Here is a 23,267-nt window from a genome sequence, read left to right as displayed (position 1 = left end):
GTATTTACTTCTGATCATATCAGCGAATGCATGATAAATCTCGATTCCCTGAAATAGGAACAGACGTGATGCGGTTAAAGAAAAGATCCCTATCATAATAAAACGAAACAACATATGAATCACTCCTCGATTTTATTTTTTATAAAATGTCGGAGTGGGCGGCTACGTTATTCGCCTGGAAAAACACGGGACTTAGATACCTTTGTCGCAGATTTGTATGGAAATAAAGAAAACTTAAAATCGAAAATTCAACTAACAGAATTATGATGATCGCCTGCAACGAACTTAAGGCAGGAATGAGAGGCACTTTTTTATCGGCCTTATCCCAATGGTGAACATCGGTATGTTCTTCAAGGGCTAGCTGTTGTGCATGCTGATGGAACTGCGCGGGCACGGTCCATAAAAGGAGTATGATGGCAGACAGCTGGATGATGAATTTCATATGAACCACCCCTTTCTTGAAGAATATATTCATCATAACACTATTTTAATCTTAGATATAGAAAAATGTTTTAAAAAATACTGAAAATTCGTTTTAGTTAGAAAAATGCAGGCTAAACCCCTATAATGAACTTATTGATAAAAGGGGGCATGCAAAATGGGATATTCTTTAACATGGGATTTGGACATTTTTTTTAAAGGAGGAAGCTCTTCCATAGAGTTCCTGAATTTTTTGGATGAAATCAAGGATGAGGTGCAGGAGCTCGACTTGCTTATAAGTACTATCAAACCAGAAGAAAATGATGAAGGCCCATTGATCGAGGCATTCGACCTATTGAAAAACACCAATATGAAGTCCACGCAGGCAGGCGCCTTCATCGGATGCCTGGAAGCTCAAAACTCGCAGGATAAAAAGGCAGGGCAGCTGCGGATCAAACAAATGAAAATCGTTGCATCGCTCAAAATGGCTATCAGCAAGCTTGATGAAAAGCTGATCCAGCTTGATGATTCGTTTTTTCAAAGCATGCTCGGCAAAGAACCGTTGGATGAAGTGAAATTCGTATTGAATGAACGTCGCGAGAGGGCTAAGGAAAGGCTCTCGGTGAAGGAAGAGGCATTGATTACGCAATTGTCCTTGGACGGATTCGAAGGCTGGAGCCAAATGTATGATACGATCGTCGGTTCCATGACCATTCCGTATAAAGGGGACAAGCTGTCGGTAGGACAAGCGGCGAATAAATTTTCCGAGCCAGATCAAGAGGCGAGAAAAGAATTGTTAGCTGCATGGGAACAGGCTTGGGAAGAAAAAAGTGATCTTTTTGCCCGGACGTTGAACCACCTTGCTGGATTTCGTCTCAGTGTGAATGAAAAAAGGGGCTGGGATGATATTTTGAAAGAGCCGCTTGAAATCGGGAGGATGAAAAAAGAAACCCTCGAGAGCATGTGGGATGTCATTGCCGATCATAAGGAGCCGTTGGTGAGGTTTTTACAAAGGAAAGCGGAGTTACTGGATATGGATAAATTGAGTTGGGCCGATCTGGATGCGCCGCTCGCGGTGACCGCGGAGTCCAAAGTGATGGATTATCAAGAAGGCGCGGATTTCATCGTGCAGCAATTCTCTAAATTCGGCACGGAGTTAGCTAGCTTCACTCAAAAAGCCTTCGATGACAGCTGGATTGAAGCGGAGGACAGGCCTGGTAAGAGGCCTGGCGGGTTTTGTACGGGGTTCCCATTAAGCAAGCAGTCCAGGATATTCATGACATATTCAGGTACACCCTCGAATGTATCGACATTGGCCCATGAATTGGGGCATGCGTTCCATTCTTATGCCATGAGGGATATCCATCCGTTGAATCGATCATATGCGATGAACGTGGCTGAAACAGCCTCTACCTTTGCTGAAATGGTCGTTTCCGATGCTGCTGTGAAGGAAGCGGGCAGTGAGGAAGAAAAGCTGGTTCAATTAGAAGATAAAATTCAGCGTTCGGTGGCATTGTTAATGAATATTCATGCCCGCTTTTTATTCGAGACCAAATTTTATGAGGAGAGGAAACAGGGCTATGTCAGTGCTGAACGATTGAATGAACTGATGCTTGACGCCCAAAAAGACGCCTATGGGGACGCCTTAAGTGATTATCATCCAACGTTCTGGGCTTCAAAGCTTCATTTCTATATTACGGGTGTACCATTTTATAATTTCCCGTACACATTCGGATACTTGTTCTCCTTGGGGATCTATGCGAATGCCCTGAAGGAACCTGCAGGATTCGAAGAAAAATATATCGCTTTATTAAAGGATACCGGTTCGATGAAAGTCGAGGATTTGGCGAAGAAGCATTTGGGTGTCGACTTGACGACACGTGATTTCTGGGAAGAAGCGGTTCTTGCCTGCATGGACGATGTCGAGGAATTCATGAACCTGACCGATCCGCTTGTCAAAAAAGCATAGGGGAGCTTTCAGGGTGAATAGGAACAAAAAGGCGGATGTCCGGTTTAGGACATCCGCTCAGACTGTAGACAAACTCGATGAAAATCGAGTTTGTCTATTTTTATGGCCTGTACAATTTAGACGTTGATTTCCACTCCAGGCACTCGCTTTCCGCGGGCGGTCGGGGAGCCTCCTCGGCTTTGCCTGCGGGGTCTCCCCTAGACGCGCTTTTCCCGCAGGAGTCTCGTACCTTCCGTTCCAATCAACTTTGTCTTACCTTTTAGATAGAACACTTTTGACTGGAGTCATTTTTGTTTTAAAATTGAAGGATTAAAACTTGAGGTGATGAGGATGCTTTCTAAACATGATTCTATTCAGCGAGATCAACTTGAAATGATTACTTTAGATCAACTGGTGCCACCGAACCATTTGGTTCGTAAAATGGAGGCTGCCATTGACTTCACTTTCATTTATGACTTGGTGAAAGATATGTACTCAGAGGTAGGACGCCCAAGTATTGATCCAGTTATTTTAGTTAAACTGACTTTCATTCAATATACCTTCGGTATTCGTTCCATGCGTAAAACGATTGAAGAAGTTGAAACCAATATGGCTTACCGTTGGTTCTTAGGCTATGGTTTCCATGATAAAGTACCTCATTTCTCTACGTTCGGAAAAAATTATGAGCGACGCTTTAAAGATACAGACCTGTTTGAACAGATTTTCTGTCGCATTTTAATGACAGCTGCTAATAAAAAGTTAATAAGTGTAGAACACGTTTTCGTGGATTCCACACATGTGAAAGCCAGTGCGAATAAACGGAAATTTGAAAAGAAAATCGTTCGTAAAGAAACACGAGCGTATCAAGGACGTCTTCAAGAAGAAATCAATCAAGATCGTGAAAACCATGGAAAGAAGCCTTTTCCACCAGATAAATTTGATAAGGAAGAAACCAAAGCAATTAAAGAAAGTACTACGGATCCTGAGAGTGGCTACTATGTGAAAGATGAACGAACAAAACAGTTTGCCTATTCATTCCATGCGGCCGCAGACGGCAACGGTTTTGTATTGGGAACGATTGTAACACCTGGTAATACACATGACAGTCATATTTTGGAGCCACTTGTTGAGCAAGTGATTGAGAAAGTTGGAAAACCAGAAGCAGTTGCCGCAGATGCAGCTTATAAAACACCAGCGATTACAAGCGATTACAAGCTACCTATTTAACAAAGAAATCACACCTGCTTTACCCTATACACGTCCTCGTACAAAAGAAGGATTCTTTCGCAAACATGACTATGTTTACGATGAACACTTTGATTGTTACCTTTGCCCTTCGGGAGAAACTTTAAAGTACTCAACAACAAATAAAGAGGGCTATCGCGAGTACAAATCGCCCAAACAAATTTGTGCAACATGCTCATTTTTATCACGGTGTACGGAAAGCAAAGACCATCAAAAAGTAGTGACACGGCATATCTGGCAAGCATATGTGGAAGAAGCAGATCATCTGCGTCATCATCAAGAGGTAAAACCTATATATGCGAAACGCAAAGAAACGATTGAGCGTGTATTCGCAGATGCAAAAGAAAAGCATGGTATGCGTTGGACTACTTTAAGGGGACTTAAAAAATTGTCGATGCAGGCGATGCTTACTTTCGCTGCCATGAATTTAAAGAAGATGGCCACTTGGACATGGCAAGGTCCTAAAATGGCTTAACATAGTGGCTCGAAGAGCCCAAATCTCGTAACCTTTGGTCAAAATTTCAAAGGAATTTCAAAAGGGGTTCGGAATTTTTTAATTCCGAACCCCTTTTGTCTACAAACTGGGCGGATGTCCGGTTTAGGACATCCGCTTTCGCCATTAAACTTTCTTCATTTTAAATGGACTGACCATAAGCAATGATAATATAATCATGAGGGATAAGAAAAAGGCCGGATGGAAATACGGGATGGCCAGAAAGCTTACCGTTGCGATGCAGCCGGCAACCGTAATGGGCACCCCTGTAAAGTAACCATTGCTTTCGCTGATATTGAAGCGTGCGAGGCGGAAAGCGCCGCAGCCGATGTAGAAAACGGTGAAAATGGTGCCCGGAGCACCGAATTCTATTAAAATTCCTTGGTATAATAATAGAGCAGGTGCGACGCCGAAAGAAATGATGTCACACATGGAATCAAGTTGCTTACCCAATTCCGATTCAATGTTGAACTTCCGTGCAACCATTCCGTCAAAGCGATCTGCAAGGGCAGCCAGGAATATCAATAACAGGCTCAAATTCAATTGGCCGTGCATCACGGCAATTATTGCGAATCCACCGAGGGATAAATTCATTAAAGTAAGTATATTTGCTGTTTGAGCTTTCACTTTTTTAATGGTTTGATCTAGGGCGTGTAGTAAAAACATCTTTTCACTCCTTTCAAATGAAACAAAATAAAACAAAAATATAGTATTCATAAGGGTTTATTATATAATAATATTTTATTTAGCACAATTTATGCAAGGTATTTTTGAATAATTTTACAATTTGGAGTGGATTTATTTGTATCAATCTTTGTATCGCATATTGATCGAACTGACGAATGGAAGGCATTCTTCAGGTTTATTAAAGCATTTTAGCCAATCTCGCTGGAGCAGGCCCTTGATTTTATTTTATGTAAAGACATTTAACCTCAATCAACAAGAATTTGGAAAGGAAATAAAGGCATATTCCAATCTGCACGAGCTATTCACGAGGAAGCTGAAGGCGGGGGCCAGGCCGATTACGGCTGCCGCATCTGCGGTGGCGTGTCCCGTGGACGGCGTTCTCGAGGACTCGGGTGAAATAACGGCAGATAAAAAAATCGTCGTTAAGGGAAAGGTATATTCAATGGATGAGATGCTCGAGGATGAGCTTGCTTTGGAAAAGTACTTAGGCGGCAAATACCTCGTGCTGTACTTAAGCCCAAGTCATTACCATAGGATTCATGCACCGATCAAGGGGGCCGTAATCAAACGTTGGACGCTTGGGAGGAAATCGTACCCCGTTAATAAATGGGGGATGAAATATGGAAAAGAGCCTTTGTCAAAAAATTATCGTACAATAACTGAACTGCAAAATGAGGCGGGAAGTTTGGCGATGGTGAAGGTCGGTGCCATGTATATCAACTCAATCGTCATTACCGATCAATCGAAACAATTGGAGCAAGGCCAGGAGTTTTCTTATTTCAGCTTTGGTTCGACTGTGGTCCTTCTTTTTGAGAAGAACAAGTTCGAGCTGGAAGGAAGCTTGTCCATTCCCGCTAATGTCCGTGTCGGTGAAGCCATTGGCTATATGAAAGCCGTTTAAAACTAAAATAAGAAGGCTGACATATGATGTCAGCCTATGTATGCCATATTAAATTAAGGCTCGGATTTTATGTGTCAAGGCTCTTCGATGAATCTCCGTTTCTATGAGGCGGATGAATTCGGTACTAAGCTTTAAATTCTGTGCTTTAAAATAGGATTCCAGCAACAGGTCATCAGATAGTTTTTGCATCAGGTCGCCATTTACGGCTGCTCACCTCCAGTAGGAATTGCGAGGAATAATTCTGTGTTTTCTTACATATATTGATAAGTCTTCCTTGCTGTACCCCTACTGTATCAGAAATAAACACGGAGAACAATCGTTCTGTTATCCACAGTTAAAAGTGGATAACCTGTGGTTAAGATGTTTACAAAGTGGACGAAATGGTGCCACTCAGCATGGAAAATGTTAGTAAAGTTATCCACAGGCTGAGGGAATGAAATTTTTGTCGAAATCTTTTCGGAATAATTAGGTCTTTCGTTCGCCTAATTTTCCTGTCTTTCTTAAAAATGCCTTCCCATATCCGAAAACTTACATTATGATGATTTTTTACCGTAAGCACGCTTTCCGAAATTTTTTTGAAAGTAAGCCGAAAATTCGATATGATGGAGACGGTAAATTTTAATGAAAATATAGAGGTGCCCATATGCTTAAATTATTTTTGCCGAGTGAACATGTTAAAAGCATTTTTAATATAGATCCTCAAGAATTGAAAAAAAGAGGGATAAAGGGAGTCATCACCGACTTGGATAATACCCTTGTTGAATGGGACAGGCCTACAGCGACACCAGATTTAATCAAATGGTTCGATAACATGCGGGCCCATGGCATTTTAGTGACGATTGTGTCCAATAATAATGAAAATCGGGTTCGGTCTTTTTCCGATCCGCTTCACATTCCGTTCATCCATCAGGCCAGGAAGCCGATGTCGCGGGCTTTCCATAAAGCGCGTAAGGCGATGGGATTGAAGTTAGAGGAGACGGTTGTGATCGGCGATCAGTTATTGACGGATGTATTGGGAGGGAACAGAGGTGGGTTCCATACGATTTTAGTGGTTCCTGTCGCCCAGACTGATGAATTCAGGACGAAAATCAATCGTTATTTCGAAAGAAAGATCATGGCCTTTTTCAAACGAAAAGGGATGATAGAATGGGAGGATCACAATTGAACAATCATCAAGAATTAGTGTGCATCGGCTGCGGCGTGAAGGTCCAGACGGAAGATCCGAAGGAATTGGGCTTTGCCCCTAAATCAGCTCTGGAAAAAGAGACGATCGTTTGTCAGCGTTGCTTTAAATTGAAGCATTATAACGAGGTTCAGGATGTATCCTTAACAGACGATGACTTCTTGAAAATCTTGAATAAAGTCGGCGAAACAGATTCCTTGATCGTCAAGGTCGTCGATATTTTTGATTTCAATGGAAGCTGGCTGCCGGGCCTTCATCGATTTGTAGGAAGAAATGATGTTCTTTTGATCGGGAATAAAGTGGATTTATTGCCGAAGTCCGTGAAACCGAATAAATTGATCAATTGGATGAAGCAATCTTCGAAGGAATTGGGATTGAATCCGGTTGATGTCTTACTTGTCAGTGCAGACAAGGGAAAGCACATCCTTGAAGCGGCCGATGCGATCGAACGGTATCGCAAAGGAAAGGATGTCTATGTTGTGGGCTGTACGAATGTGGGTAAATCTACTTTCATTAACCGCCTGATTAAAGAAGTGAGCGGAGAAGGCGATATCATCACGACTTCCCACTTCCCGGGCACGACTTTGGACATGATCGAAATTCCTTTGGATGATGGACAGGCACTGATCGATACGCCAGGAATCATCAATCACCACCAAATGGCCCATTATGTGGACAAGCGGGATTTCAAGGTGATCATGCCGAAGAAGGAAATCAAGCCAAGAGTGTATCAGTTGAATGAGGAGCAGACGTTATTTTTTGGAGGACTGGCCAGGCTGGATTACGTCTCGGGCGGAAGGCGTTCCCTCACTTGCTACCTTTCGAATGAATTGAACATCCATCGTACGAAATTGGAAAAGGCTGATGAGCTGTACAAAAATCATGCCGGAGAATTATTGACGCCGCCACGGCCTGAACAAATCGAGGAATTCCCGAAGTTGATTCCGCATGAATTCTCTTTGAAAGATGGTAAAATGGATATTGTGTTTTCTGGCCTTGGCTGGGTGACAGTCAATGAGCCGGGAGCAAAAATCGTTGCACATGTCCCAAAAGGGGTCAATGTCATCGTTCGAAAATCATTAATCTAATATAGGGGTCGTCAAAGACTATGAAAAAGATCTATGGGGTAATGGGAGATCCAATCGCACATTCGATGTCACCGGACATTCATAATGATGCATTCGAAAAAGAAAATATAGAAGCGGTTTATCACCATTTTCATGTGACGAAAGAAGGATTGAACGATGCTGTTAAGGGCATGAAAGCCCTTGGTATAGAAGGGTTTAACATCACGATCCCGCATAAGGAATCCATCATCCCCTTCCTTGATGAAGTGGATGAGCTGGCCCTGGCAATCGGGGCTGTAAATACGGTTGTTAACAAAAATGGTCGCTTTATAGGGTATAATACAGACGGAAAAGGATTTTTCAAATCCTTATGCGATGAAATATCAGGTGACATGAAGGCTAAAAAAACGTTAGTGATCGGAGCGGGCGGTGCTGCGCGTGCGATTTATTTTACTCTTGTGAAAGAAGGGGTAAAGCAAGTCGATATTGCAAATCGGACGAAGGAAAGAGCGGCTGAGCTTGTTTCTGATTGCCCATATGATAAAATATCGAAGGCACTCTCGATTATCGAAGCGGAACAAAGCTTATCACAATATGATTTAATCATCCAAACGACATCATCGGGAATGAGTCCTGAGTATGATCATTCACCGTTGAATGTCGACCGGCTTAAAACCGGCGCAATAGTCAGTGACATCATCTACAATCCCCTGCAGACCAAGCTGCTGCGCGAAGCTTCCGAAAAAGGGGCGAAAACGCAAAATGGCCTGGGAATGTTCATCAACCAGGGGGCGCTCGCTTTTGAGATATGGACGGGCATTATGCCGGATACAGCAAGAATGACAGATATTGTCTTGAACAAACTAGGAGGTAACACATGTTAACAGGAAAACAAAAAAGATTCTTACGATCGAAGGCCCATCACCTCAACCCGATTTTTCAAGTCGGGAAAGGCGGGGTCAATGATAATCTCATCAAGCAAATTGGTGAGGCTCTTGAAGTACGTGAATTGATCAAGGTCAGCATCCTGCAAAACTGTGAAGAAGACCGCAATGATGTGGGTCTTTCTTTATCAAAAGGTGCGCGGGCGGAATTGGTTCAGATCATCGGCAATACCATCGTCCTGTATAAAGAATCAAGAGAAAACAAACAACTTAAACTACCTTAAGGGAACCTACCTATGAAAAAAATTGGAATTCTTGGCGGTACATTCAATCCACCGCACATCGGCCATTTAATTATTGCGAATGAAGTGCTGGACGCTCTAGAGCTTGATGAAATCAGATTCATGCCAAACCATGTTCCTCCCCATAAGGAAAAATCGGAGGAAGTAACCGATATGGACAGGCTGGCTATGTTGGAAAACGCGATAGCCACCAACCCATCTTTTTATATTGAGGGTATTGAAATAGAAAGAAAAGGCACATCTTATACGTATGATACGATAAAGCTCCTGAAAGAACGTGAGCCGACCAATGAATTCTATTTCATAATTGGCGCAGATATGATTGAGTATTTACCAAAGTGGCATCGAATCGACGAATTGGTGGAGTTGGTCCATTTCGTCGGGGTGAAGCGTCCTGGCTATGACGAGAAAACCCTATACCCGATCACGATGGTGAAAGTCCCGCAGATGTTCATTTCCTCTTCCATGATCCGAAGGAAGTTAAGAACGGGGAAAACCGTGAAATATTTAATTGCAGATCCTGTGGTGAAGTATATTAAAGGGAATGGTTTATATGAATCGTGAAAGAGCGCTGGCGCTTGTCAAAGAACAAATCACGGAGCGCAGGTACATCCATACTCTAGGCGTGATGGAGTCGGCCATTGAACTTGCCGAGCTCTATGGCGCTGATACAAAAAAAGCCGAACTGGCAGCCATATTCCACGATTATGCAAAGTTTCGTCCAAAAGAAGAAATGGAGCAAATCATCATCGCCGAAAAGATGGCGCCGGATCTACTCCGCTACAATATGGAGCTGTGGCACGCTCCAGTCGGGGCTTACCTGGTGAAAAAGGAAGCAGGCATCACGGACGCCGAAATTTTGGATGCAATTGCCTATCACACGTCAGGCAGGGTCGGCATGAGCCTTTTGGATAAGGTCATTTATCTTGCTGATTATATTGAGCCGGGACGTTCCTTTCCAGGTGTCGAAGAAGTCAGGCAGACAGCCAAGCAAAACTTGGATCATGCTGTCATACAGGCTTTAAGGAATACCGTTGCTTTTTTAATGAAAAGAAATCAGGCCATTTACCCTGATACATTTAACACATATAATGATTTGATCATGAATTTGAAGGAGAAGATGTAATGACTGAACGTGAACTTCTTGTAATTGCAGCAAAAGCGGCGGATGATAAAAGGGCGGAGGATATCGTGGCTTTGAATATGCAAGGCATATCCCTTGTTGCGGATTATTTTTTAATCTGTCATGGTAATTCCGAAAAACAAGTGCAAGCCATCGCTCGTGAAATGAAGAGCAAAGCCGATGAATCAGGTATCGCTGTAAAGCGTCTTGAAGGATTTGATGAAGCGAAGTGGGTGCTCGTCGATCTTGGCGATGTAGTGGCGCACATTTTCCATAAGGATGAAAGAAACTACTATAACCTCGAACGTTTATGGGGAGATGCACCTTTTGAAGATTTAGAGAGTGAACTGACTCCATGACCTACGAACGCTTTGCCTATGTATACGATGAACTGATGAAGGATGCACCCTATGAAAAATGGCTGATGATCCTTACGGCGAAGCTGGAACAGTACGGAATTGGCGGAAGGAAGGTTCTCGACTTGGCATGTGGAACCGGGGAAATGACCGTTGAATTGGCGCAGCACGGATTTGAGGTCACAGGCGTGGACCTCTCAGATGAAATGCTTCTGGTTGCCAATGAAAAAGCGGTGAAGCTCGGATTAACGATTCCCTTATTCCAACAGAATATGGCAGAACTTGAGGGGCTTGGTCGTTTTGACTGTGTCACGATTTTTTGTGATTCGTTGAACTACCTACGAGATGAGGCGGATATTGCCAAAACGTTCACCCGGGTGTACGAGCATTTAGAGGATGGCGGGTTGTTCTTGTTCGATGTCCATTCCCTATATAAAATGGAAGAAGTGTTCCATAACCATACGTTTGCCGTCAGCGATGAAGAAGTTTCCTATATATGGGATTGTTTTCCTGGTGAAGAACCTTACAGTGTGGAACATGAGTTGAGTTTTTTCGTGAAGGACGAGCGAAGTGGTCTGTATGACCGCTTTGATGAGTTGCATTATCAACGGACTTATCCGGTTGACCAATATAAAAAATGGTTGCAGCAAGCAGGGTTTACCGTGACGGAACTTATGGCGGATCTTGAAGAAGCCCCGCCTGCATCGGAAACTGAACGGGTATTATTCGTAGCCAGAAAATGAATCAAGAGGTTAGGGCCCCCCTCGCATATGCGAGGGAGGTCCCTGGCCTCTTTTTTTTATTTTTAGCAGGAAATGAGAAAGACGTTACGAATATTAATAAGGATGGCCAAACTGCTTTTCAACCTCATGCAGATCTTCTGCAAATTTTTCATGCGTCGCTTGAAAAAGATGGTGGAACATTTCCCCTGTCTCCGCTTCCAATACCTTGATCCCTTCTCCCGTTATCCCACCTTTCACGCACACCTTTTCCTGTAAGGCCGGCAATGTATAAACGCCCTTACCAAGTAATTCCCCCAATCCGATCAGCATGTTTTCAGTGAAAGTCGTAGCGGTTTCTTTATCTATTTTCGTCGTCTGGCAGGCCGCGTCAATAAAAGCTTGTGCTAAGTAGCTAAAGAAGGCGGGACCGCAGCTGACGATATCGGAGGCTACCCGGGTGATATCATTTTCAATGACGACGGGCGCCGATATCGCCGAGGCCAATACCTGCAAGGCGGACCTCGCTTCCTTGCCGCATCCTTCACCGAAGCTTAGCAGCGATACCCCAGAGCCGACCCGATTGGTTATGCTGGGGATGAATCGCGCGCAAGGGGCCTTTACGGCCGACTCAAGCTGCGCCACCGAAAGCGGGCTCGTGATGGAGATGACCAATTGTTCCTTGTTTATATGATGTTTGATGTCTGAAAGCAAGCCGTCGATTTGTAATGGCTTTACACAAAGAAAAATAAAATCCGCTTGCTGGGCGATTTCGGCCGCGCTTTCCGCAACCTTGATACCCGGATGTTTTTCTTTCAGTGTTAATGCTTTGGATAGTGTCCGGTTTGTAATCATTAGATCTGCCGGATTCAAAACTTTTGCCTCCAGCCATGCCTCGATTAAAATGGTGCCCATATTGCCTGTTCCAATTACACCGATTTTCTTCAAAGCCGATCAACTCCTCTCCCTTGAAAAACGATTGATTCTTCTAGAAACACTATGTATTTATGATCTGTCCTATGACTATGTATGCTGCAAAAACCAACTAGGAGGCAAATGAATGGATAGGATTTTAAAGGATAAAAAGACGATGATTGCCCTCGCAGTGGCGATGGGGTCCGTGGTCATTTTCTTATTTTGGCAAATTGGGCATGATCACGAACCCGTTGAGCCGGACGATATCTTTGCTGAGGCCGCAAAAGAGGGTGGAATGGAAAGTGAAACGAATGTCTTGGAAGACCATGTCATTATAGTCGATTTGAAGGGAGCGGTACAAAATCCTGGTGTTTTTACGGCTCAGGCAGGTGACAGGATCAATGATCTTATTTCGGCAGCAGGCAGTTTTACGGACAAGGCCGATAAGGATAAAGTGAATCTTGCCCAACTAGTGGAGGATCAAATGGTCATTTATGTTCCGGAAATAGGGGAAGAAGACAAGGGAAACTTGGAATATAACCATCTCGTTCCTTCAGGAGGGATGGCGGAGGGGCAGGTGAATTTGAATACAGCGACACAGCAAGAGTTGGAGACGCTTACCGGAATAGGGCCATCCAAAGCGGCTGCCATTTTGGAATATAGGGAGTCCGTAGGTCCATTCAAGCAAATTGATGAATTGAAGAAAGTGACGGGGATCGGTGATAAAACGTTTGAAAAACTACAGGACTCCATTTCTGTGCGGTGATTGTTGGAATGGACTACACAAATGGGCAGCAAGAGGGTAAAATTGAGGAAAACAATTTACTGAATGAGGGGATACAACAACATGAACAGGATAAGCTGGGATCAATACTTCATGGCGCAAAGCCATTTATTAGCGTTAAGAAGCACATGTACGCGCCTGACAGTAGGGGCGACGATCGTAAGGGATAACCGGATCATTGCAGGAGGATACAATGGCTCCATTGCCGGAGGGACGCACTGTATCGATGATGGCTGTTATGTAATCGATAACCATTGTGTCAGGACGATACATGCTGAAATGAATGCACTGCTGCAATGTGCGAAATTTGGGGTGCCAACGGATCGAGCTGAGATCTATGTGACCCATTTTCCATGCTTGCAATGCTGTAAATCTCTCATCCAAGCTGGAATCAAAGCCGTTTTTTATGCTGAGGACTATAAAAATCATCCATATGCACTTGAGTTATTCAGGCAGGCTGGTGTCAAAACAGAAAAGGTTGAAGCAAAAGGGGCCATCGATGTCAACGGAAAGGAAAAGAAGGACTTCGTGCTTGCCTTGCTAGCCAAACTGGAACAAACAGGGTTGGAAAAAGAAGCGGTATTGGAGCTGGAGAGGAGGGCAAAGCAAATATTTGATCATTAAATGACGGAGGACAGGCATGGAAAGACACCTTCTTTTATTGGCCCTATCTGCCACTTTTGGAGTTGCCGCCCATTCATCGCCCAGTATAACGCAATTAATCATCATCACGATCTTTCTCTGCTTCCTCCATTTTACGCTGGGGCTGGATGTGAAGGCCTATAGCCTTCATCTAGTGGTGATGATGATTTTTTTTGGGGCGGCTTCCTACTCCGATCATCGAAGCCAAACCATTTATCAAGGGACGGAAAGCCGGTTTGCAATCACATTCACCGACCAGCCGAAGATAGATGGGCATTCATTGAAAGGCTTCATCGCCAGCGAGAAGGGTGAACGGCTTATGCTTCGTTATAAAATCGATTCTGAGCAAGAAAAGGAAAATCTGGGCAGACTTTTGCAAATCGGCTTATCTTGCCCTGCCGAGGGGAGCTTGTCGATCCCCGACACACAGAGAAATGAGAACGGTTTCGACTATCAACGCTATCTTAAGCGCAAAAGCACGCACTGGATATTGAAAGCTGATTCCATCACTTTTCAAGAATGCATCGAAGGAGGAAACTCGATTGTCCATTCGATACGTAATTTGCGAATGAAGGGAATTGCGTATATCGGGAGAAACTTTCCAAAAGAATCAAGCGGCTTTGTCACAGCACTCATTTTCGGTGACCAAGGCTATATTGATGAAGATGACCTTACTAATTATCAAAGGCTCGGCCTGGTGCATTTATTGGCGATATCCGGCCTTCATGTCAGCTTCTTGACAGGGATGTTATTTTACTTGGGTATCAGGATTGGGATTACCCGGGAAAGGATGACCATCGTCCTCCTGATCTTCCTCCCCGTTTATATGTTACTTTCCGGCGGCAGCCCATCAGTCGTGCGATCATGTTTAATGGCGATGCTCTTTTTTTTTCTATTGTTATTCAAGCATCGTGTCTCCGCAGCTTCCACCATTGGACTTGTTTACATCGCACTTTTGTTATTTCAGCCCAATATGCTATATGATATCGGCTTTCAACTTTCGTTCGCCGTCACTTTTTCCATTCTCATGTCTTCGGGCATCTTCTTACGCTATCCCCAAAAAACGCTGCAGTTGCTTATCATAAGCTTGATCTGCCAATTGACAGCCCTTCCCATTTTGCTTTTTCATTTTTATGAAGCCTCTTTCCTAGGAGTGTTCCTGAATGTCGTGTATGTTCCGCTTTATTCGATCTTGTTGCTGCCTTTTTCTTTAATTGCCCTCACTTGTCATCTGCTATTCCCGCCGCTAGGAGAGCCCCTAATATCGATATTGAACTTCACCTTCATCCTATGCAATAAGGCCGCCGATGCAGCCTCGAATTTGCCTTTAGCTTCCATTGTATTTGGAAAGCCCCATTTTTTCGTGATGGCGTTACTTGTGACGTCCCTTCTCGGGCTATACCTGACCTGGGAGGGGTCTTTTAAGAAAAGTAAATGGTGGTGCGGGATGCTGATTGTACTATTGCTTTTTCAATATAATATACAAAAGCTGTCACCTTTTGGCGAAGTGCAGATCATCGATGTTGGGCAAGGTGACTCCATTTTAATTATCCTGCCTTTCAACCGCGGTAATTATTTGATTGATACGGGCGGGCAGATTACATTCCCCATCGAGCCGTGGGCGCAAAAGCGCAAGAAGTTCAATACAGCGGATGATATCATCATTCCGTTATTGAAAAGTAAGGGCATCCATCAATTGGATAAACTGATTTTGACTCATGCTGATGCCGATCATGTAGGGAGTGCAAAAGAATTGATCGAACATTTCAAAGTGGAAGAAATCATCATTGGAGGCGGCAGTGAAGAGCAATATCGCGATATGGACTTTGTCTCGATTGCAAGGGATAAAAAAGTGCAGCTGTCAGTCAGTAAAAGGGGGGACAGCTGGGTAGCGGGCGGAGCTCTGTTTTCCGTGCTGCATCCTCATGAAGAAGAAGAAAATAAAAATGATTCGTCGATCGTTTTATACTCGGAGCTAGGGGGCTTATCATGGATTTTTGCCGGAGATTTGGAGGAAGAGGGGGAAGGGAAGCTGATGAACGCCTTTCCACGGTTGCGGGCGGATATCCTGAAGGTCGGCCACCATGGCAGCAAGACATCTACTTCGGCACCCTTCCTTTTGCAGCTGCAGCCGAAAGCCGCATTGATTTCAGCCGGAAAAGATAACCGATACGGTCATCCCCATAAAAGCGTCTTAGGGAATTTGGAAACAAATCAAATTCATGTGTTCAGGACGGATGAAGATGGTTCGATCATTTATAAGTATTACAAAAGGAAAGGAACCTTTCGGAAGACTATCCCATAGTATGTTGTAGAAATAAAAAAGAAAGAGACTGCAAAAGCAGTCCCCTTCCGAAAAAAATAAGTGCAGAAATCAGGATCCGACAGCTTTAATGACGACAGCTATGGTGAACATGGCAGCGAAAAATACAAAAGATCCGATGAAACCGATTGCGGAATCAGCGACGTCATCTGTCTTTGACTGGACATTCTTTTCGAATTCGTTCATGATTTACCCCTCCTATTTCTGCTAATAGTATAAAACATTACCAGTGAAAAATCTACAGGTCGCATTCTTCATTTCCTATACTGACAAGAGTTGTCACAAATAGTTTGCGGTTATGGGGTCAAAATAAAAGTACAAACAAAGCAAGCGAAAAAGAAAAGCTCGATATTTGTTCTGCATGAATACCTCACCCGCTTTCAAGGGAGATTACCCGGGCCTTCCTTGAAAGTGTTCATATAGATCCGGAATTAGTCCTTTAGGGGGCTAGTTCCCTTTATAGCTTGTCAAATGGTCCATCCACCTATACCATTAGAGAAGAATACATAAAAAAAGAGGCGGATTCTATTGGTATTAGACGTTTGGAAGAGCATAAAAAAAGGGCAATTCGCGCCGGTGTACTTGTTGTATGGAACGGAAGCCTATCTTATTAATGAAACGAAGCAGCTGCTGATCGAGAATGTCCTTCATGAAGATGAGATGGATTTCAACTTTTCTCAATTTGACTTGGAAGAGACACCTGTTGAGACGGCACTTGAAGATGTTGAAACTCTGCCCTTTATCGGGGAACGGCGTCTAGTTTTCATGCAAAACCCCTTTTTTCTGACTGCTGAAAAAACGAAGTCGAGAGTTGAACACAATGTGAAGAGACTTGAAGCGTATTTAGCAGATCCCGTCCCTTATTCGATCGTCGTTCTGACTGCTCCCTATGAGAAGTTAGATGAACGAAAAAAAATCACCAAGGAACTGAAGCGAAAAGCGGTCCTCGTTGAAGCGAAGAAGCTTGGTGACCATGAGTTGAAGGGATGGGTGAGGGAACGGGTAGGTTCTGGCCGCATAGATGATCAGGCGACAGAACTATTACTTGAACTTGCAGGAACGAATTTGATGATGCTGACGAATGAATTGGATAAATTGGCACTTTATGTGGAGGAAGATCAGCCTATCACCGCCGAGATTGTCGAAAAGCTGGTCGCTAAATCACTTGAACAAAATATCTTCACGCTTGTAGATCATGTGTTACAGCGGAAGATGGAGAGTGCCATGACGATTCTGCACGACCTCCTCCGTCAGAATGAGGAGCCGATCAAGATATTGAGTGTGATGGCAGGACAAGTCAGGCTCATGTACCAAGTGAAGGAGCTATCCCGTCAAGGATACAGCCAGCAAAAAATTGCGGGGCAATTAAAGGTGCATCCTTTCAGGGTAAAGCTGGCACTTGAGAAGACGGGGAAGTTCCAGGAACGCGAATTGCTGGGCATCATGAACGACTTGGCAGAGGCGGATTATAAAATGAAAACGGGCCAAGCGGACAAGGCGATAACGCTTGAATTGCTGCTCTTGAAAATTAGGTGATTAAAAAGGTGACAGAAGCGCTGTCACCTTTTTATGTTTTAGTATTAGAATGTTTTATTTTGCTGCGTTGAATGGGTATCTCCTTGCCCTTATTTGCTTGTTTCATTCCACTTTGTGCGAGAACGAAGATGGCCTTTCGATTGCCGGGAGTGCTTGGACTTTGTCCGTTTCATGCACTGCAGGCTCGCTTTCCGCGGGCGGTCGAGGAGCTTCGGCTTAAGGGACTCGCGTACCTGCATTTCCAAAGCGGAGTCTCGCACCTTCTCTTTTCATGCCATTTTGAGTGAAAGGAAAGATGGATTTTCCATTGCTCCCAGTTTTGCAGGTTTGTATCCGTTCCATTCCCTGTAGGCACGGGGGAGAGGTGAATATACGAAGGGGGAAAGAAAATTGTTCGTAAATGAAAAAACAAGCGGAGGTAAGGACGTTCAATTGAAGGCAGCTGGACTGGGAGGAATGCTTCAAATCCGATGAAAAATAATGATGCCAAAGCGCCGCTGACTTATTTTTGTTCTAAAAATGGGCACAAAAAAAACGATCCGGTTGGATCGTTTAATTTTTTGTCATTATGCGTTAAGAGCGTTAAGTCTTTTCGCTAAACGAGATTTTTTACGGGCTGCCGCATTTTTATGGATTAATCCTTTAGATGCAGCTTTGTCTAATTTCACAGCAGCTGTTAAAAGAGCTTCTTTAGCAGCTTCAACGTTTTCACCAGCTAATGCAGCTTCAGCGTTTTTCACTGTAGTACGCATAGTAGATCGAACTGTAATGTTTTGTACGCGTTTTTTGTCGTTGATTTTCACACGTTTAATAGCAGATTTAATGTTTGGCATTCCGTTCACCTCCTACAAAGAAATCGAGATTATATGAACTCGACTTTTCAAATCCATATCAAATAGCACAAGTGATATTCTATCAGACTGCTCATAAATATGCAATACTTCAGATTGAGAATCGAAAAGGAATTATAATTTCAATAATAAATTCATCTCGTCATATTTCATTGTACCAAAAAAATGAATAATAAAAAAGCAAAAACGACAGAATGTTTAAGAGAGACTATGCAAATTACTAGATTGGATTACAATTCGAACAGCAGGAGGGCGCTATGGAAAATCATTTGGATCTTAGGGAATTTGGAATTCGGACAGATTTGGCAATTGAAGCGAAGGAAATTGCCCTTGAACATAAAGGTGTCGTTGAGGAAGTGGATGTCTCCCATATCGAAGGGGTCATCATTAAGGAAAAAGAAGTCGATGACCTCAAGGTATCCTTGGTAGAGGTCACGGCTGCGGGAGAAAAGGAGATTGGCAAAAAAGAGGGCAGCTATTTGACCATCGAGGTCCAGGGGATCAGACAACAGGATACCGATACGCAGCATCGGGTGGAAAAGGTGTTTGCCAATGAGCTGGCTTACTTCCTGCAACGGAATAAAATCACCAGGGAAAGCAGCTGCTTGGTCGTTGGGCTTGGCAATTGGAATGTTACACCCGATGCTTTGGGGCCTGCAGTCATTGAGAATCTTGTCGTCACGAGACATTTGTTCGAGTTGCAGCCAGGGTCAGTGAAGGAAGGATATCGGCCGGTCAGTGCGATTTCCCCAGGGGTCATGGGAATTACGGGAATCGAGACGAGTGACATCATAAAAGGGGTCATCGAGAAAAGTAAACCGGATTTCCTCATTGTGGTGGATGCCTTGGCTGCCCGTTCGATCGACCGCGTGAATTCAACGATACAAATCACCGATACCGGCATTCATCCGGGTTCTGGTGTCGGGAATAAACGAAAAGAACTGAGCCAGGATACATTGGGAGTACCTGTCATAGCGATAGGGATTCCGACGGTCGTCGATGCCGTATCCATTGCCAGCGATACGATCGATTATATCTTGAAGCATTTTGGCAAGGAATTGAATGAAGGTGACAGACCTTCACGTTCATTGGCACCTGCGGGATTCAGCTTTGGCAAGCGGACGAAGCTGACTGATGAGGATATGCCCGGGGAGAAGGAACGCCAAACCTTCATGGGGATGATAGGGGTCCTTCCTGATGAAGAGAAACGGAAATTGATCTATGAAGTGCTGTCACCACTCGGTCAAAATTTAATGGTTACACCGAAGGAAGTCGATGTTTTCATTGAAGATATGGCGAATTTGATCGCGAATGGGCTGAATGCTGCTTTGCATAAATCAATCAACCAAGATAATGCGGGATACTACACTCGCTAACACCATTTTTTGTGCCCAAAAATGGTGTTCTACCCTTTCTAGCAAAGTCATACGTATTAATAGACAAGCTATAGAGAGGGTGGAAGGATGAAAAGAAGAAATTCCCCAGGGATCATAACAGCTGTTCACGGATCTACGATCATAAAAACTTTTCTAGGTATTCTCGCCTTGCTTCTTTTTGTTTTTTCAATCAGTGGGGTCATGACTTCCTTGAGACCGGAGTATCGGATATCTTCGGATTCGGTGCATACTGTAGCCAACCAATTTTCAGGGAAAATGCTGTTCTCGATGATGGCCAATGAAAACCAATATTTTTTTAACGCACTGCCGGAGGGGAAACAAGAATCAGTGATCACGGATCAATTGATAAAAGTCTCAACCAACATATCATTGGAGGACCCGCGGAGTTTACTTGGCAGGGAACTTCCTGGATTCTCGATTTTCGATAATGAGATTCTCGTGGCAGGTGAAGGGACGAATTATACGAATATGCCGTATGAATCCTCGCCGCCAGTAGATGTCCTGAATGAAGAGCGGGATGCATCCCTGCAAAACCTGGATGAGATTGAAGAACCGGAAAAAGGGGATACGAACCAGCCTCATCAAACGACGAATGGGCGGAAAGTGGTCGAGATTTACCATAGTCACAACCGGGAATCTTATCTTCCCTATTTAAAAGGGGTGACCAATCCGGATCTAGCCTACCATTCTAAAATCAATATTACGAAACTCGGGGAACGAATGGTTGAGGACCTAGCTGATAAAGGTATTGGTTCCTCGCTCGATAAAACGGATATCATGGGCAATTTGAACAATAAAGGGTTGAATTACAACAAATCCTATCAAGAATCTCGAAGGTCTGTTCAGACGGCGATGGCCACTAACCAGGATCTCGAATATCTCATTGATATCCATCGGGATTCAAAACGAAAAAAACATACGACCATTACGATCAATGGTAAACAATATGCCAAAATCGCCTTCGTGATTGGCGGTAATAATCCCAACTTTGAAAAAAATGCCGCGCTTGCCAATAAACTTCATAAATCGTTGGAGAAAAAATACCCGGGCATTTCCCGCGGGGTTATGAAACAGGGCGGATCTGCCCATAATGGTATATATAATCAAGATTTATCAGGCAACGCCATGCTCATCGAGGTTGGCGGCGTCGACAATACTTTCGAAGAAATGTTTTTAACCGTGGATGCCTTTTCCGACGTTTTCAGCGAATTTTATTGGGATGCGAAAGCGGTGGACAAGACGGCCGGGGAATCGGAAGCGAAGTAATTTGGAAAGGAGACCTCCATCATGGTTAGATTTTGGTTGAAATGTACAGGGATTGTACTCGTATTATTTTTAGGCGTTCTGATTGGGATGCAGCAGGCGAACGATGGAATGAAGAAAATGAAGGGGTATGAAGATCCTTCTTTAAATAGTGCATTCATGATCAACCAATCAGGCCAAGGGGAGATGGAGGCTGATATCCTTGGACAAAAGGTGACAAGCCATGACTTGGAGACAAAAAAAGAAAAGCTGGAAGAAATGAAGGCCTTCAATTTTTTCTCCTCAATCGGCAGAACGCTAGGGGACACGATTTCAGGGGCATTTCAAGCGCTTATCGATATGATTTAGCTGTAGTGTCGTGAATAAACCAGCAAAAGGGCTGCATCCAATCCGATGCAGCCTCAGTTTGTAGACAAAAGGGGTTCGGAATTAAAAAATTCCGAACCCCTTTTGAAATTCCTTTGAAATTTTGACCAAAGGTTACGAGATTTGGGCTCTTCGAGCCACTATGTTAAGCCGTTTTAGGACCTTGCCATGTCCAAGTGGCCATCTTCTTTACATTCATGGCAGCGAAAGTAAGCATCGCCTGCATCGACAATTTTTTAAGTCCCCTTAAAGTAGTCCAACGCATACCATGCTTTTCTTTTGCATCTGCGAATACACGCTCAATCGTTTCTTTGCGTTTCGCATATATAGGTTTTACCTCTTGATGATGCCGCAGATGATCTGCTTCTTCCACATATGCTTGCCAGATATGCCGTGTCACTACTTTTTGATGGTCTTTGCTTTCCGTACACCGTGATAAAAATGAGCATGTTGCACAAATTTGTTTGGGCGATTTGTACTCGCGATAGCCCTCTTTATTTGTTGTTGAGTACTTTAAAGTTTCTCCCGAAGGGCAAAGGTAACAATCAAAGTGTTCATCGTAAACATAGTCATGTTTGCGAAAGAATCCTTCTTTTGTACGAGGACGTGTATAGGGTAAAGCAGGTGTGATTTCTTTGTTAAATAGGTAGCTTGTAATCGCTGGTGTTTTATAAGCTGCATCTGCGGCAACTGCTTCTGGTTTTCCAACTTTCTCAATCACTTGCTCAACAAGTGGCTCCAAAATATGACTGTCATGTGTATTACCAGGTGTTACAATCGTTCCCAATACAAAACCGTTGCCGTCTGCGGCCGCATGGAATGAATAGGCAAACTGTTTTGTTCGTTCATCTTTCACATAGTAGCCACTCTCAGGATCCGTAGTACTTTCTTTAATTGCTTTGGTTTCTTCCTTATCAAATTTATCTGGTGGAAAAGGCTTCTTTCCATGGTTTTCACGATCTTGATTGATTTCTTCTTGAAGACGTCCTTGATACGCTCGTGTTTCTTTACGAACGATTTTCTTTTCAAATTTCCGTTTATTCGCACTGGCTTTCACATGGGTGGAATCCACGAAAACGTGTTCTACACTTATTACCTTTTTATTAGCAGCTGTCATTAAAATGCGACAGAAAATCTGTTCAAACAGGTCTGTATCTTTAAAGCGTCGCTCATAATTTTTTCCGAACGTAGAGAAATGAGGTACTTTATCATGGAAACCATAGCCTAAGAACCAACGGTAAGCCATATTGGTTTCAACTTCTTCAATCGTTTTACGCATGGAACGAATACCGAAGGTATATTGAATGAAAGTCAGTTTAACTAAAATAACTGGATCAATACTTGGGCGTCCTACCTCTGAGTACATATCTTTCACCAAGTCATAAATGAAAGTGAAGTCAATGGCAGCCTCCATTTTACGAACCAAATGGTTCGGTGGCACCAGTTGATCTAAAGTAATCATTTCAAGTTGATCTCGCTGAATAGAATCATGTTTAGAAAGCATCCTCATCACCTCAAGTTTTAATCCTTCAATTTTAAAACAAAAATGACTCCAGTCAAAAGTGTTCTATCTAAAAGGTAAGACAAAGTTGATTGGAACGGAAGGTACGAGACTCCTGCGGGAAAAGCGCGTCTAGGGGAGACCCCGCAGGCAAAGCCGAGGAGGCTCCCCGACCGCCCGCGGAAAGCGAGTGCCTGGAGTGGAAATCAACGCATAAAAATAGACAAACTCGATTTTCATCGAGTTTGTCTACAGTCTGGGGCTGCATCCAATCCGATGCAGCCTTTTTTTATGCTTTACCTTACAATGATGCTTCTTTTGTAACTATTCTGTTGAATCTTGCATTTTCTATTGATATAAT

General features: G+C 43.5%; 24 protein-coding genes and 1 pseudogene. 18 read left to right on the top strand and 7 right to left on the bottom strand.

Going from position 1 to position 23,267, the window contains the following annotated elements; translation table 11 throughout:
• Positions 1–139 precede the first annotated feature (139 nt).
• Positions 140–442, bottom strand: a complete 303-nt coding sequence (locus tag MHI53_RS16355) for a hypothetical protein (RefSeq protein WP_340371738.1) — start codon at positions 440–442, stop codon at positions 140–142.
• A 156-nt stretch (positions 443–598) separates the two neighbouring features.
• Between MHI53_RS16355 and MHI53_RS16350 the strand changes: the two genes are divergently transcribed.
• Positions 599–2,389 (top strand): M3 family oligoendopeptidase, encoded by a 1,791-nt coding sequence (locus tag MHI53_RS16350; protein ID WP_061143637.1) that lies wholly within the window; start codon positions 599–601, stop codon positions 2,387–2,389.
• A gap of 330 nt (positions 2,390–2,719) precedes the next feature.
• Positions 2,720–4,088, top strand: a pseudogene (locus MHI53_RS16345) (IS1182 family transposase).
• A 144-nt stretch (positions 4,089–4,232) separates the two neighbouring features.
• On the opposite strand, the gene pssA reads toward MHI53_RS16345, so the two are convergent.
• Positions 4,233–4,772, bottom strand: coding sequence for a CDP-diacylglycerol--serine O-phosphatidyltransferase (gene pssA, locus MHI53_RS16340; RefSeq protein WP_061144528.1), 540 nt, complete (start codon positions 4,770–4,772; stop codon positions 4,233–4,235).
• A gap of 136 nt (positions 4,773–4,908) precedes the next feature.
• Between pssA and MHI53_RS16335 the strand changes: the two genes are divergently transcribed.
• Positions 4,909–5,694 (top strand): phosphatidylserine decarboxylase, encoded by a 786-nt coding sequence (locus MHI53_RS16335; protein WP_340371737.1) that lies wholly within the window; start codon positions 4,909–4,911, stop codon positions 5,692–5,694.
• A 48-nt stretch (positions 5,695–5,742) separates the two neighbouring features.
• Here the strand turns inward: MHI53_RS16335 and MHI53_RS16330 are convergent, their stop codons facing one another.
• On the bottom strand, positions 5,743–5,883 hold the full coding sequence (locus tag MHI53_RS16330) for a sporulation histidine kinase inhibitor Sda (RefSeq protein WP_061144530.1): 141 nt from the start codon (positions 5,881–5,883) through the stop codon (positions 5,743–5,745).
• A 454-nt stretch (positions 5,884–6,337) separates the two neighbouring features.
• Between MHI53_RS16330 and MHI53_RS16325 the strand changes: the two genes are divergently transcribed.
• Genes MHI53_RS16325 through MHI53_RS16290 form a run of 8 tightly spaced genes read left to right on the top strand, consistent with a single transcriptional unit; the run spans position 6,338 to position 11,352 of the window.
• On the top strand, positions 6,338–6,859 hold the full coding sequence (locus MHI53_RS16325) for a YqeG family HAD IIIA-type phosphatase (RefSeq protein WP_061144531.1): 522 nt from the start codon (positions 6,338–6,340) through the stop codon (positions 6,857–6,859).
• On the top strand, positions 6,841–7,965 hold the full coding sequence (gene yqeH, locus MHI53_RS16320) for a ribosome biogenesis GTPase YqeH (RefSeq protein ID WP_061144532.1): 1,125 nt from the start codon (positions 6,841–6,843) through the stop codon (positions 7,963–7,965). The genes MHI53_RS16325 and yqeH overlap by 19 nt, the downstream gene beginning before the upstream one ends.
• 20 nt (positions 7,966–7,985) lie before the next feature.
• On the top strand, positions 7,986–8,828 hold the full coding sequence (gene aroE, locus MHI53_RS16315) for a shikimate dehydrogenase (protein WP_061144533.1): 843 nt from the start codon (positions 7,986–7,988) through the stop codon (positions 8,826–8,828).
• Positions 8,822–9,112 carry a ribosome assembly RNA-binding protein YhbY gene (yhbY, locus tag MHI53_RS16310; protein ID WP_061144534.1) on the top strand — a complete coding sequence of 97 codons (291 nt, stop codon included), beginning with the start codon at positions 8,822–8,824 and terminating at the stop codon, positions 9,110–9,112. Before aroE ends, yhbY begins: the two co-directional genes overlap by 7 nt.
• Before the next feature lie 12 nt (positions 9,113–9,124).
• Positions 9,125–9,694 carry a nicotinate-nucleotide adenylyltransferase gene (locus tag MHI53_RS16305; protein WP_061144535.1) on the top strand — a complete coding sequence of 190 codons (570 nt, stop codon included), beginning with the start codon at positions 9,125–9,127 and terminating at the stop codon, positions 9,692–9,694.
• Positions 9,684–10,256, top strand: coding sequence for a bis(5'-nucleosyl)-tetraphosphatase (symmetrical) YqeK (yqeK, locus tag MHI53_RS16300; RefSeq protein ID WP_061144536.1), 573 nt, complete (start codon positions 9,684–9,686; stop codon positions 10,254–10,256). Before MHI53_RS16305 ends, yqeK begins: the two co-directional genes overlap by 11 nt.
• Positions 10,256–10,612: a ribosome silencing factor gene (rsfS, locus tag MHI53_RS16295; RefSeq protein WP_061144537.1), complete on the top strand. Its 357-nt coding sequence runs from the start codon at positions 10,256–10,258 to the stop codon at positions 10,610–10,612. Before yqeK ends, rsfS begins: the two co-directional genes overlap by 1 nt.
• Positions 10,609–11,352, top strand: coding sequence for a class I SAM-dependent methyltransferase (locus MHI53_RS16290; protein ID WP_061144538.1), 744 nt, complete (start codon positions 10,609–10,611; stop codon positions 11,350–11,352). Before rsfS ends, MHI53_RS16290 begins: the two co-directional genes overlap by 4 nt.
• Positions 11,353–11,445: 93 nt before the next feature.
• Here the strand turns inward: MHI53_RS16290 and comER are convergent, their stop codons facing one another.
• Positions 11,446–12,276 (bottom strand): late competence protein ComER, encoded by an 831-nt coding sequence (comER, locus tag MHI53_RS16285; protein ID WP_340371736.1) that lies wholly within the window; start codon positions 12,274–12,276, stop codon positions 11,446–11,448.
• A gap of 112 nt (positions 12,277–12,388) precedes the next feature.
• On the opposite strand from comER, the gene MHI53_RS16280 reads away from it, so the two are divergent.
• The 3 genes from MHI53_RS16280 (at position 12,389) to MHI53_RS16270 (ending at position 15,974) form a co-directional block, all read left to right on the top strand.
• Positions 12,389–13,009: a helix-hairpin-helix domain-containing protein gene (locus MHI53_RS16280; protein WP_061144539.1), complete on the top strand. Its 621-nt coding sequence runs from the start codon at positions 12,389–12,391 to the stop codon at positions 13,007–13,009.
• A gap of 81 nt (positions 13,010–13,090) precedes the next feature.
• Positions 13,091–13,651 carry a ComE operon protein 2 gene (locus tag MHI53_RS16275; RefSeq protein WP_061144540.1) on the top strand — a complete coding sequence of 187 codons (561 nt, stop codon included), beginning with the start codon at positions 13,091–13,093 and terminating at the stop codon, positions 13,649–13,651.
• A gap of 16 nt (positions 13,652–13,667) precedes the next feature.
• Complete coding sequence (locus MHI53_RS16270) at positions 13,668–15,974, top strand: DNA internalization-related competence protein ComEC/Rec2 (protein ID WP_340371735.1); 2,307 nt, start codon at positions 13,668–13,670, stop codon at positions 15,972–15,974.
• A 69-nt stretch (positions 15,975–16,043) separates the two neighbouring features.
• On the opposite strand, the gene MHI53_RS16265 is transcribed toward MHI53_RS16270, so the two are convergent.
• Positions 16,044–16,178, bottom strand: a complete 135-nt coding sequence (locus tag MHI53_RS16265; RefSeq protein WP_034308559.1) for a YqzM family protein — start codon at positions 16,176–16,178, stop codon at positions 16,044–16,046.
• Between the two features lie 342 nt (positions 16,179–16,520).
• Here MHI53_RS16265 and holA point away from each other — a divergent pair, with 342 nt between their 5' ends.
• A complete protein-coding gene (holA, locus tag MHI53_RS16260) occupies positions 16,521–17,528 on the top strand; it encodes a DNA polymerase III subunit delta (RefSeq protein WP_061144542.1) in 1,008 nt (335 codons plus the stop codon).
• 566 nt (positions 17,529–18,094) lie between these two features.
• Here holA and rpsT read toward each other — a convergent pair.
• Positions 18,095–18,361, bottom strand: coding sequence for a 30S ribosomal protein S20 (gene rpsT / locus MHI53_RS16255; RefSeq protein ID WP_061144543.1), 267 nt, complete (start codon positions 18,359–18,361; stop codon positions 18,095–18,097).
• 275 nt (positions 18,362–18,636) lie between these two features.
• On the opposite strand from rpsT, the gene gpr reads away from it, so the two are divergent.
• From gpr to MHI53_RS16240, 3 genes are all read left to right on the top strand, one after another.
• A complete protein-coding gene (gpr, locus tag MHI53_RS16250; protein ID WP_340371734.1) occupies positions 18,637–19,755 on the top strand; it encodes a GPR endopeptidase in 1,119 nt (372 codons plus the stop codon).
• Positions 19,756–19,842: 87 nt separating this feature from the next.
• On the top strand, positions 19,843–21,042 hold the full coding sequence (locus MHI53_RS16245; protein WP_340371733.1) for a stage II sporulation protein P: 1,200 nt from the start codon (positions 19,843–19,845) through the stop codon (positions 21,040–21,042).
• A 21-nt stretch (positions 21,043–21,063) separates the two neighbouring features.
• A complete protein-coding gene (locus MHI53_RS16240; RefSeq protein ID WP_061144546.1) occupies positions 21,064–21,387 on the top strand; it encodes a YqxA family protein in 324 nt (107 codons plus the stop codon).
• A 163-nt stretch (positions 21,388–21,550) separates the two neighbouring features.
• Here MHI53_RS16240 and MHI53_RS16235 read toward each other — a convergent pair whose 3' ends face one another.
• Positions 21,551–22,909 carry an IS1182 family transposase gene (locus MHI53_RS16235; protein ID WP_340371732.1) on the bottom strand — a complete coding sequence of 453 codons (1,359 nt, stop codon included), beginning with the start codon at positions 22,907–22,909 and terminating at the stop codon, positions 21,551–21,553.
• Between the last annotated feature and the right edge of the window lie 358 nt (positions 22,910–23,267).

Source organism: Peribacillus sp. FSL E2-0218 (genome assembly GCF_037992945.1).
GTDB classification, from domain to species: Bacteria; Bacillota; Bacilli; order Bacillales; family DSM-1321; genus Peribacillus; species Peribacillus simplex_B.
Note: the sequence above shows the minus strand (reverse complement) of the source record. Positions and strands in the feature narration are given on the sequence as shown.